This window comes from Agreia sp. Leaf335, from assembly GCF_001423605.1.
Classification (GTDB): domain Bacteria; phylum Actinomycetota; class Actinomycetes; order Actinomycetales; family Microbacteriaceae; genus Agreia.
Map to the genome: position 1 here is coordinate 734,683 of NZ_LMOQ01000002.1, position 11,401 is coordinate 746,083.

Annotated in this window: 6 protein-coding genes; 1 reads left to right on the plus strand and 5 read right to left on the minus strand. The window is 61.4% G+C overall.

Going from position 1 to position 11,401, the window contains the following annotated elements; translation table 11 throughout:
• Positions 1 to 47 precede the first annotated feature (47 nt).
• The 4 genes from budA to ASF79_RS09540 all read right to left on the minus strand — a co-directional run bounded on the left by budA (position 48) and on the right by ASF79_RS09540 (position 8,680).
• On the minus strand, positions 48 to 785 hold the full coding sequence (gene budA / locus ASF79_RS09525; RefSeq protein ID WP_055854125.1) for an acetolactate decarboxylase: 738 nt from the start codon (positions 783 to 785) through the stop codon (positions 48 to 50).
• Entirely contained in the window at positions 782 to 2,458 is a 1,677-nt protein-coding gene (gene alsS / locus ASF79_RS09530; RefSeq protein WP_055854127.1) for an acetolactate synthase AlsS, read from the minus strand. The genes budA and alsS overlap by 4 nt, the downstream gene beginning before the upstream one ends.
• Positions 2,459 to 2,535: 77 nt before the next feature.
• Entirely contained in the window at positions 2,536 to 4,146 is a 1,611-nt protein-coding gene (locus tag ASF79_RS09535; RefSeq protein ID WP_055854132.1) for an MFS transporter, read from the minus strand.
• An 856-nt stretch (positions 4,147 to 5,002) separates the two neighbouring features.
• Positions 5,003 to 8,680 (minus strand): YobI family P-loop NTPase, encoded by a 3,678-nt coding sequence (locus ASF79_RS09540; RefSeq protein ID WP_055854135.1) that lies wholly within the window; start codon positions 8,678 to 8,680, stop codon positions 5,003 to 5,005.
• 472 nt (positions 8,681 to 9,152) lie between these two features.
• On the opposite strand from ASF79_RS09540, the gene ASF79_RS09545 reads away from it, so the two are divergent.
• Positions 9,153 to 10,094 (plus strand): hypothetical protein, encoded by a 942-nt coding sequence (locus ASF79_RS09545; protein ID WP_055854138.1) that lies wholly within the window; start codon positions 9,153 to 9,155, stop codon positions 10,092 to 10,094.
• 25 nt (positions 10,095 to 10,119) lie between these two features.
• Here the strand turns inward: ASF79_RS09545 and ASF79_RS09550 are convergent, their stop codons facing one another.
• Positions 10,120 to 11,016: a toll/interleukin-1 receptor domain-containing protein gene (locus ASF79_RS09550; RefSeq protein ID WP_055854143.1), complete on the minus strand. Its 897-nt coding sequence runs from the start codon at positions 11,014 to 11,016 to the stop codon at positions 10,120 to 10,122.
• Between the last annotated feature and the right edge of the window lie 385 nt (positions 11,017 to 11,401).

Below are 11,401 nucleotides of genomic sequence, written 5' to 3' on the forward strand. Positions count from 1 at the left end.
GAGGCAGGCCCGTACCGAAGGGCTCAGTCGGCGACAACGCCCGGGTGCTACGACCCACCTTCGGCTTGGTTCTCGTCAGCGGCGACGTCGGTAGAGATCGTGGCGTCGAGAAACTCCGTCGTCTCGGGCAGGCTGAGGTGCAGCTCACTGATCGGAGATATCTCCACCTTCCCGCTGCTGAGCACGAAGTCGAGCACATGACCTCCGCGGGTGCGGGAGTCGTCGATGAAGTGGAGGTGGTAACCCGCCACGGATATCTCGTCTTCGAACGGCGGAGTCCGGTATCCGGCGATCGTCCCTGTCACCTGAGTGAGCGTGTTCTCCGCCTGGCCGGCGGCGGCGTCGACGAGCGGGGGGTACGGCTTTTTCTGCTCCCCCACCGTTCGGGTCCGAACGCTGTCGAAGGTTCCGGAGATTCGGATGGACGCTCCCACATTCGCACTGTTGATGGTGCCGTCTATCAGAGCGGTGAGGGCATGGCGCGTCGTCACCGTGTCGATGGCGAGTTCGTGTTTGGCGTGGAAATACGTGACAGCCGCGAACGGGGTGTGCTCCGTTCCCGTGGCGACTGTCACCGAACCATCTGATCGCAGGTGGTAGCAGACCCCGTCGAGGACGATCATCTCCCCGTCGAGGTGGTTGAAGGTGCCCAATCCGAAGTCGCCGTGAGCGAGGAGCTCCGAGACGGTCACGGTTCCGTCGTACACGCCGGCCAGCAGGGCCGAGATGGTAGAGGTCTGGTAGACCGAGTAGTCGTCGTTCGTGTCGATCGCTGCATTGCTCATTCGAACGCGTCCTCCGGCAGGTCCTTAGCGATGTCGGTGTTCTTGCTGTAGTCGACCCAGATATCGATGATCGACACTCCGGGCTCGTTGAGCGAGGCCGAGAACACGGTCGAGAACTCATCCAAAGTCGTCACCTTGTGGCCCTTCGCCCCGAACGCTTCCGCCAGAGCCACGGAGTCGTAGTCTCCGAGCTGAATCCCAGAAGTGCGCCCGTATTTCAGCTCCTCCTGGAAAGCGACCATGTTGTACGTGTTGTCGCGCATGATGACGTGGGTGAAGGTGACGCCGAGACGCGTAGCCGTTTCCAATTCCTGAACGGAGAACAGGAACCCTCCATCGCCCGAGATGGAAACGACGTGGGTTCCGGGGCGCACGAGACTCGCGGCGATAGCCCACGGCATGGCAACGCCGAGGGTCTGCTGCCCATTCGAGAACAGGATGTGACGGGGTTCGTACACGCGGAAGTGGCGGGCCGTGAAGATGTAATTGGAGCCCATGTCCACCGCCACCGTGGCATCATCGTCGAGGAGTTCGCGCATGCGAAGCACGAGGGCTGCAGGGTTGACACCCTGGTCCGAGTCCGGAGTCGCTCTCGCCTCATCGTCGAGCGCGGCCAGCGCCGCGCGGTGGGCTGCGAGACGCGTCTGCTGCTGCTCGCTCACCACGAGCCCATCGAGAAGCGGCACGAGGGCGTCGACTGTTGCGGCTATGTCGCCTCGCAGCTCCAGTGTCGGCTGGTAGTGATTGTCCATGTCCGGAGACACGACATCGAGATGGATGATGGTTCTGGAGACGTCTTCGTTCCAGATGACCGGGTCGTACTCGACCGCGTCATAACCGATGGTCACAACGACGTCGGCGTCGTAGAGCACGAGATCGCCGGGCTGATTCTGGAACAGACCGACACGACCGATGTACTGGTCTTCGAGCTCGCGAGAGACGACCCCGGCGGCCTGGAATGTCTCGACGATCGGAAGCCCGGTTGCCGTGAGAAGCGAGCGCACCGCGGCGGTCGCCTCATCGGTTGCACCCCTCAGCCCGACCAGCAGCACTGGAGTCTCGGCAGCTTTGATGAGTTCGGCGGCACGGGTGATGTCGGCCTGCACCGCAGGGCCGTATTGCGCTTTCGGGGCGATATCCGTGATCTCGAACGTGGTCGGTGTCTTCAGCACGCTTGCCGACAGGACGACGGCAGCGGCACCCTTCGGCTCGTCGATCGCGGCACGGAAGGCGTTGGCCACAGCTTCTGACACATCGTCCGCATCCGTGGACTCGACGGTGGACTTGGTGACGGTCGAGAGGAACGCGGCCGCGTCCATCGACTGGTGCGTGCGCTTGAGGCGATCCGAGAGCTGAACGGAGCCGGCCAGCGCCACAACGGGATCCTGTTCCGTGTTTGCCGTGAGGAGCCCGGTCGCGAGGTTCGTCGTGCCGGGGCCTGAAGTGACCAGTACGACGCCGGGGACCCCGGTGAGTCGACCGATGGCCCCGGCCATGAACGCGGCGTTCTGCTCGTGACGACACACGATCAGTTCGGGGCCACCGTCTTCGAGGGCATCGAAGATCGCGTCGACCTTCGCACCAGGGATACCGAAGATGTACTTCACACCGTGACGGGCGACGGTGGAGACAACGCGGTCAGCACTTCTCAGCGCTTCGGATTGCGTGGACATGTTAACTCCTTGGATGACGTTGGACTCGGTGTGCATCACGGTAGGAGCTGTCTGCGATCGCGGGTATAGACGAATGTCTAGACGTGACGGCGGTGTTCTTTCGGATCATGGGGAAAGTAGTGCCGTTCCACTGTGTCGCCGTCGACATGGGTCATGGCTGCGGCACGGATCTCACGGTCGCGTCCGGTGAGGCGCTGGGTCTCCTGCCGTCGATACTCCGCCCACGACGGCACGATGAACGACTCGAGAAAGGCGTCGGCCACCTCACCGCTGCGGTAGAGCTGCCAGCGAGAGCCACCCGTCCGGCGACGCGACCGTTCAACCTGACCCATGGCATCCACAAACGCGTCGAGCGACGCGGCCCGCACCGTGTAAGAGATCTGAACGAGCACGGGGCCGTCTGCGGGATCGGGCTCGAACACCAGGGTCGGCGTCGGCCACGACATGGAGATGGTGCGGTCGACGGTTCCGGTTCCCGGGAGAAGAGGCAGGCCTCGAACACTGCCCGCGACGAGGAGCAGCAGTACGGCCGCGGCGGCGAGAGCGGTCGTTGTACCGAGCGCCTGGGCCACGAGGCCCCAGGCGAACGACCCGACAGCCATCGTTCCCATGAAGACCAGGATGTAGATGGATGCCCCGCGTGACCGCACCCACTGCGGCAGCGTGAGCTGCAGGGCGGCATTCAATACCGTGAGAGTGCCGATCCAGGCCAGGCCCGCGAGCACGAGCAGCACCAGAGTGGGCACGAACGGCAGGAGGGCCGCCGCGATGGTGCCGGCCGCGAACAGGATGGCGCTGGCTGCGACTATGGCATTGTCCGAGACGCGCTTGCGCGCGATCGGCAGGGCGAAGATGCCGAGAACGGCACCGAGCCCGACGGCGCCGAGCAGTAGTCCGTATCCACTCGAGTCCAGGCCGAGTCGTTTCGCCGTGACGGGGAGCAGCGCCCAGAGGGCACTTGCGGGCAGGGCGAAGAGCGCGGAGCGAACGAGGATGCGCCGCACAAGTCGGGCCGATGCGACGTAGCGCACTCCTGCTCGAAGTGCAGCGCCAAACGGTTCTCGGTCGTCGAGGCCCGTCTGCGGCGGCCGCTTCCACCACCAGAGGGCGAGGACCGCGCCGACGAAGCTCAGTGCGTTGATCCCGAAGACGACAGGTGCCCCGAAGGCCGAGAGGATGACGCCGGCGAGAGCGGGCCCAACGGCCCGCGCCCCATTGACCGTGACCCCGCCAAGCGCAGATGACGAGGCGATGAGGTTGCGCGGAACGAGCTCGGGCTGGATGGCCTGCCAGGCTGGCGAGGTCAGCGTCGAGGTGATGCCCAGCAGGAAGGTGAAGCCCAGAATCGTCAGTGGCGTGAGCGCGTTCGACGCGGCGACGACAGTCAAGCCCGCGGCGATCACAGCGCTCGCGGCCGATCCCCAGATGAGCAGCCGGCGTCGATCGAGCGAGTCCGACAGCACGCCAGCAGGCAGCGAGAAGATGACCGCCGGCGCCAGGCTGGCCGTCTGGACGAGCGCGATGATGGTGGCCCCCGCCGCGGCTTCGACCAAGTACCACTGGGCGCCGACCGTCTGCATCCAGCTGCCGATGTTGCTTCCCAATTGCGCGAACCAGAGAACACGGAACGCCGTGATCGCCATCGGCGCCCAGGCCGATACAGGTGGGCCGGACGGTGTGCTTGTCATCGGTTCTCCTTCAGCCGGGGAATCTCGCTTCCGATCTCACTATGCCCGCCCGCTCGCAGAAGCGGTTCCGACGCCCGCCGTTGGCAGCGTGATGAACGCGCAAACAATCAAATCCTCGACAAATGAAGCAAGATAACGACGACGTCGTCGACCCGATGCCCTGGCCAGACCCTGGGACGGCGCCCCGGTACCTGTTGCGATCGACAGGTGCGGTCGGATCGTCGAGCCGCGATGCGCGCTGAGCGACAGAAGTACCCCCACAGGGACTCGAACCCGAATATGCGGTCAACCATGACGAGGCACATAAGGAATTTCAGCAATCTTCCGCGAATGTTGGCCACAAGAGATAACGGGTGATCACGTCTGTTCTCAGAGACATGTGGGCAAATTGTGGGCAGAACTTACGAAAGCGCGTCGTCTAAACAGATCGATCTCGCCGACCTCTTTATACCTCCGCCGACTTGGGCAGGTTTGGCCGTCCATTGCTGCCGGGGGTCGGGAACGGAAGGGATTTAGACCCCGCCAGCGCCGATACCACCCGTTCTGCCAATAGGAAGCGGTCGCTCACCGCCGCTCAAGCGGAGCACATCATTGCAGGAGCACGACGGAGGCGAAATAGTGGCGGCTCTCGTCGGTAGGGATGGTTTGGCCCTTCGGCTATCCTCCAACTGATGCGGCAGCAGACCGAGTGCGTCAGTCAGCTGGGCCTGACGGCCTTGCCAGGATCATGATGGCCGAGACCGCAACTGGTGCAGCGTTGGCCAATCTCGAACGACGTCGCAACCTCTCACGCGGAGTGGTATTCGGCGCACTACATCGCTTTGATTGAGGCCCAACACCGTTAAGACGAGGTAGTTCACCTGCCGTATCGTTTGTGTACCTTCATAGGGTTTCGATCATCTTCCACCTTCGTAACGATCCCCCGCTGCTTTAGAGAATCGAGCAACCGGTGGTTGTCGGAAGTATTCGGAATCCTCGGCTTGTCCCTTCCGAGTCGAGTCAACTGCCCGTAGTCACCGCCCAGGTCGTTGAGGACGCCGAAGAGTTGCGGATCTGACGCCGTGTTCAGGAACGGCATGAGGTGATGCAGAACTGCTTCATTGCCGATCCGGTGACTGGCCATCTGCTCGACTACTGAGAAGCTCACGAGCATCTGAAGCCTTCGCGCCGTCTTCCCAACCTCGACGAGCCCGGGCCTGCCGCCAGCTGGCGTGTACTCGTCCGCATTCGTGATGATTGCCCGCTTCGCTACGTCCTTGACCAATGCGCTGGCGAGCACGTTCGCCAGGTCGGCGCTGACTAGTCCCGGCGTTGTCCACTCAGCGAAGGTGGCCGACCCGGCGATAACTCGCTCGCGTGTCGCCCAGTCAGCCGACGCAAGGTGCTCGTAGGTCATGGCACTGGCCAATATCACGTTTCGAGCAATCAGCTCGGGGTACAGATCACCCGACTCGACGGGCAGTTCACTCGCCGCAATGTACTTCTTCAGCTCCATGCCCTCGACGAGCTTCGCGCGGAGAACGGCGCCGAGCGTCGTAGGAGTAGATATCAAGGTGATGGCGAGACCGCGCTTCTCGTCCTCACCTGCATCCTCGAGGTCAGCGATCTCCCCTGCCGACGCGAGTACCACGGCAAGATTCACGTCCGCACTGCCGATTTGCTCGATATATCTCGTCACGTTAGAGAACGTGGCCGGGAACTTACAGTGGGCGGCAAGAACCGCCCACGTCTCCTCTGGCACGTCCTCGAGGTCTGCAATTTGACTCTCAGCCGAGACGCCCGCAATGAAGCGATCAAGCAGTTCTGGCGCCGCTTCGTGCACCTCACCTAAAACGACGTGGAACCGGTCAGCCGCGTAGTTCGTCGAAGCGTGACCGTCGACAGCATCGAGGTAACCCGATAACTCGGCCAGCGCCTTGGTGTACACGTCCGCCCTGCGAGTAGACCTGAGCTGATCGAGTGCGAGGCCGACCTCGTCGCCGACTGCAGCCTGGAGGTTGGGCAGACTCATCTCGTAGAGTCCAAGCTTCACGAATGCCGGCCGCACCGCGTCGCTCGTTCCCGATAGGTCAGGCAACGACAGGCCACAATCCTTGAATAGAAGCGCGATTCGATCGGCTTGCGCAGCAGGCAACGCAGCGCTCGCAATTGCGGCCAGCTGCGCGTAGTTCGCAGAGAGGTAGGCCTTCGCCTTTTCCGTCACAGTCTGTTTCGGCTTCGTGGCCAAACTTCCAAGGCACGCGCTGACGAGTTCGGTCCTCGTCTCATCGTCGAGGTCGAGGTCCGCGATCAAGTAGTGGAGGATACGCGGACTCCGTACCGTGAGCTTCTTCACGAGGGCGTCACGCGATGCACCGCTGCTCAGATAGCTCTGCAGGAATCGCGTGCCATCAGCGTCGAGGCGAGCCAGAGCCGTGATCATGATGTCCGCATCCGGGCTATCCATTCCCAGCAGATAGTCGAGGATGGCGATGTTGAACAACGCCGGGTCTGCCAGCGAACGGGATCCGCGTTCTCGGATCACTGCTTCCGCGTCTTCGGCTGTTAGGACGAACTGCTCGTCCATGAGCCCGCGCTCGACGTGATGAATGATGAAGTTGGTCGCCGCCGGACTGACGCGATCGCCATGGAACGTCGACGTGTAGAGCGTGAAGTTGCGGTCGATGTATCCCGCACGGATCAGGTCGAACGCGAGCCCCTTGGTAAGCAGCTTCTCTGCCACTGCGTGCAACGACTGCGAGACGTCCTCGTACTCGACCAGAAAATCGGATCGACTCATGAGGTCACCCATGTCAGACGTGCGCAGGAACGCAAGCTGCTCCTGCAATTCGCGCACTTGCTCGGACTCGGCCTCATCGTCGGCTTCGCGCCACGCGTCTGCGTCCAGCGAGTCACCAACGAGAGCAGATATGTCGAATCGGCTCAGCTCGATCTGCTGGCGTCCATAGTGCGGGTTATGCCAGCCAGCAGTAGGACTTCCCTCATCGGTTGCGAGCTTGCGCCAGAACTCGACTGATTCGAACTTGACCGGCTCCACGGCTTGACTTTCGATCAGGTAGTAGCCGTTCGACTTCTGATAGCTCCCCGCGCGCACCATAAGGTCGATGCGAGACACGAGGAGCTTGCCGAGTCGCGACGCTCGCTGCTTCGAGGCTGCGCGACGCGAAATCTGCACACGCGCGGAGCGGAGCTCGCGCTCAACGCGCCGGATGTTCTCAGACACCAGCATCCGGCTGATCTCGTACAGCTTGTCGAGCTTGCTCTTGCCGAGCCGGATGACCTCAAAATCACTGAGATGCGTGCTCTTATAGAGCATCATCGCGAACAGGTGCGTCTCGCTGAGTTCGAGTTGCTTCCCGTCACCGGCGAAAATCCTGTCCCGGAAGACAATGAATTCATTGCGCACGTTCTTGAGCAGACGCATGTCCGGCACGAATCGGCCGGCGAGGTCGATCAGTTCTGGCGATACGCCGTGCTCGATGCCACGCAGGATCTGGGTGGTCAGGTTGCGCGCGCTTCGATGGGTGATGAACGGAACGACCGGGATGACGAGGTCGAAGAATTTGGTGCGGTTCGCGCGCACAATCTCGGCCTGCGCCGGGTCGGTGATTTCGACGAGCGTTACATCGATCTCCCGCTGCTCGTGCGCGAGGCTGACCCGGTCGAAGATGCTGTCCTTAACCGCGTAGATAAAGCGGATTGGTTTCTTGATCTGCGGTGATGCGTTGAGGAGCGCATTTAGAGACCTCAGCGTCTCAAAGATGTGAGAGTCGTTGAAGCGGTCAATGTCCTCGAAGATGACGATGTCGCGCTTCGACGTCTCGAAGAAGTAAACGATCTCGTCCAGATACTGATCGAAGTACGAGACTGAATTCTCGTCCAATGTCACGGTGGCAGGACCAGCGGAGAGCTGACGGATGTGTATCCGGCCGTGAAGAAGCACGCGAGTACTAACAATCGCGCCAGCTGCGAGAAGGGCGGTGATCGGGTAGACCCAAAGGCCCAGCTCGAAGAGCGGTCGGAGGGTTCGCACGATCGTCCCTGCCCACCCGAGAATCATGAAGGCGAGCGAAACGATAACACCGCCCATAACGGCGAGCACGACCTCCCTCCCCCAATTGAAGCGCTCGATTCGGCGGAAGCGCGAAGCCCGAGCGGACTTCGGCTCTTCTCGGTAGAGCAGCTGCTTGACGATCTCCTGCTGAATCCGGTTCGTTGGTGTCCTTGCCTGGGCCGGAACTGAGTCATCGACCTTCGAGTAGTCGATCGGCGAAAGCGTCGAGAGCGACAGCTCGACCACGCGGCCATGGTGGTCGTCAGCGACGCGACCCAAGATGCTGCTCTTGCCGACACCGTAGTTCCCGGACAATGCGATATTCAGGACATCGTTCTTCTTCAGGTTGTGGGCGATAGCCACCGCGTACTGCGCGTGCTCGGCTTCGATGAACTCGGGCGTGAGCGCAGTGAGATCCCACCCTGCAGATTCGAGCTCCTGGGGGCCTATGCCATCCGGCTTGCGAGCGCGCTCGGTCATACTTACCAGTCCTCCTCTGCGAGAGGCGCCCCGTAATAATGTCGGGCCACCGGTCTCACGGTATCGGTCGGCTATGACAATCAAGCCGAGGAAGCCTCATGCGGACCTTCGTGTCTCGTTCCGGTTGGGAGGCAGCTCGCCCCAACCTGATGCCAGAGTGCGCAGACCTCATTCCAGAAGCCCGCGGACTTTGCTAGCAAGCCCCGTTGACGATCCCTATAAAGACACCCAGCCCTCGCGTGCATCACGGCTATCGCCCAGACGCTTCCAGCCATCAGAAGTAATCGATTCCGGCCGAGCCGAACGACCATTGCCTCAGATTTCCGTCCCAGCCAGGATGGTGACCGTGACTACTGCCAATGGCAACCCTCCTCAATCTCGCAGCACAACCACTGTCGAGATAAACCCGCATCACGCGCAGATCGAGCGGCGCCTGTACCGAGCTGCCCGATCCGCTGCACAGAAGGCGCTCATGACCTATGGCGAGGACGACGAGCGCGCACAGCTTGAAGCCGCCCTCTCGATAGGCGCAGCTGCTGAGTACCTCGGCCGCGCCGTCGTCGCATTTCACGATCCCCTCCTGCTTGCCAAGCCGGGTTCCATCGATTCACAAATCATGCTCTCGCGAGCAAACACATCCGGGGCCCTAGATCATGCGATCCTGCGCACAGTGGACTCGGCCTCTGTCTGGAAGATGCTTGAGACGCTCCGCCCAACGTTTGCTCCGCATATGAAGAACCGCGACAAAGAGAAGCTCCCTTCACTCGTCAACCGGGTGATGTGGAACAGAAACGCGGCTGCTCACATGGCGCTCGTAGAACAGACCGACCTCGAAGATGCTGTCAGAGCACTCGTCACAATCGTCGAGTCCCTCCACCCTTTGGGCTCTTCGAGCGAGAACGACTTTTGGCCAGCTGATCTGATGCCAACTGTTGCGCTGCTGAAGGACAAGAACAGCAAGGCTGCCGCCCTCAGTTTTGAGGCCAAGCTAGCCAGTGCGAAAGCTCGCGTCGCCAACCTTTTGAGTGGGATGAGCACCAGCGAGGCCGAGCGGTTTCAAAGGGCACTTGAGGCTCGGGACATTTCGAGCCTGGTGCTCGACAGACACAGAGACGTTTACCAATCCTGTCCCGCGTGCGGTCGCGGTGGCACCGCGGTCTACCTCGTCCTGGAAGGTGACCCCAAGAGTGAAGGTTACGAGGAAACGAGAGGCGGCTCTTACGTCGACTATGGGTGGTCCCGGCCCCTCAACTTCTACGCTCTGACGTTTCGCTGCCCAGTCTGCGGACTTGACCTTGAGCCGGAGGAGTTCAGCTTCGCGGCGATCCCTATCGAACTGGACGAAGACTACGAAGCGACCGACGACCCGTACGAGGACTGGGAACCCGACGAAGACTATCTACGAGGACGGTAACCCAGACCGAATGAAGAAGGCGGGGTTAGTCGAACTTCATACCGGCCAGCGCCGCGCGGATGCGGTCTTGGTGCTCAGCCTCAGCATTGGCTTGTCGTTGCTGTTGGCGCTGTTCGGCTCCTCGAGCTTTTTGTTCCCGCTCGTTTGCTTCCAGGACCACCGCACGAACGGTTTCGAGGTGGTGCTGAGCAACTTCTTCAACGCTCGTACCGTCCAGCAGAATGCGGTCACCGGAGACGGACGCGATACCCGGACGGTGCATGGTCGAGAACAATCTCCCATTCCACGTCTGCTCGAAATTCGCAGCCCACGTCTGAGACGGTCGTCGAGAGAGCCTTAGCGGCACAAGGTAGAGCGCGCTTCCCGGTGTTCCGTCGTTTCTTGGGCTCCCCAATCCTTTCTCGTCGACCCCCGTGACTCGGATGGGAGCATCTGCCGCCTCGTCGTTGCTAGCTCGCACCCCTGCGGGTCTAGATCGGCGCCGCGGCGGGATCGCTTGCGGTGGGGTCAGATGGCGCTCGATGCTGGCGGCTAGCCGCTCCGTTGCTTGAACGACGTCTCCCCCGTGCACCTCCACGTAGAGCTTGTCTTTGAGACTCGGAGGCATCTCTACCTGGTCGATGCGGACCGGCAAGACTTTCACGCCGCTTTGAGCGATCTCGCCCGTCATGGCCAATGACACTTCTTTTTGACACCACTGACTTGAGACACTGTTGTTGCTGATGAGGGCAACGACAAAATCGATCTGATCGAGAGCCGCAGTGATGCGGTCAACGATGCTGTCCCCGACCAGAAGTTCACCCTCATCACGCCAAACGAAGTATCCGAGCCTTTCGAGACCGTCTTGAAGACCCGCAGCCAGTCGCTTGTCCGCATGCTGATAGCTGATGAATACGCTGGCTACGAAGTCGACGGACGTCATGGCACTAAGGATAGATCCATGCAGGCCGTTCGAGGAGCGTCGCGAAAACGATCTTTTTTTAGAGGAGCAAGTTAGAGTGATCTCTTCGAGTTCGCTCGGAGTCATTGAAGGACGGTCTTCATGCCCTCCGCTATCGACCACGACCCCGCACCCGTCTACGAGGCTTTCGCCCACCGTGACGGCCGATGGTGGTCATTCTTTATCCCTGAACTCAATTGCCCGTCACCAGTCGGCGGAGACGTCCGCATTGAAGCGATGGGTCAGGCGCGCACGTTAGGTGAGCTCCGCGGCGCTGCCAGAGAAGTCGCGGCCCTGTGGCTTGACGTTGACGAGACAGCGGTAGAGGTCCGTGTACATCTCCGACGTAAATCGTCGCAACGGTGAC

Bases quoted from the DNA above. Each gene is read 5' to 3' on its own strand.
- budA (WP_055854125.1), bottom strand. From the start codon at position 785: ATGAGCAATGCAGCGATCGACACGAACGACGACTACTCGGTCTACCAG.
- alsS (WP_055854127.1), bottom strand. From the start codon at position 2,458: ATGTCCACGCAATCCGAAGCGCTGAGAAGTGCTGACCGCGTTGTCTCC.
- ASF79_RS09535 (WP_055854132.1), bottom strand. From the start codon at position 4,146: ATGACAAGCACACCGTCCGGCCCACCTGTATCGGCCTGGGCGCCGATG.
- ASF79_RS09540 (WP_055854135.1), bottom strand. From the start codon at position 8,680: ATGACCGAGCGCGCTCGCAAGCCGGATGGCATAGGCCCCCAGGAGCTC.
- ASF79_RS09545 (WP_055854138.1), top strand. From the start codon at position 9,153: ATGACCTATGGCGAGGACGACGAGCGCGCACAGCTTGAAGCCGCCCTC.
- ASF79_RS09550 (WP_055854143.1), bottom strand. From the start codon at position 11,016: ATGACGTCCGTCGACTTCGTAGCCAGCGTATTCATCAGCTATCAGCAT.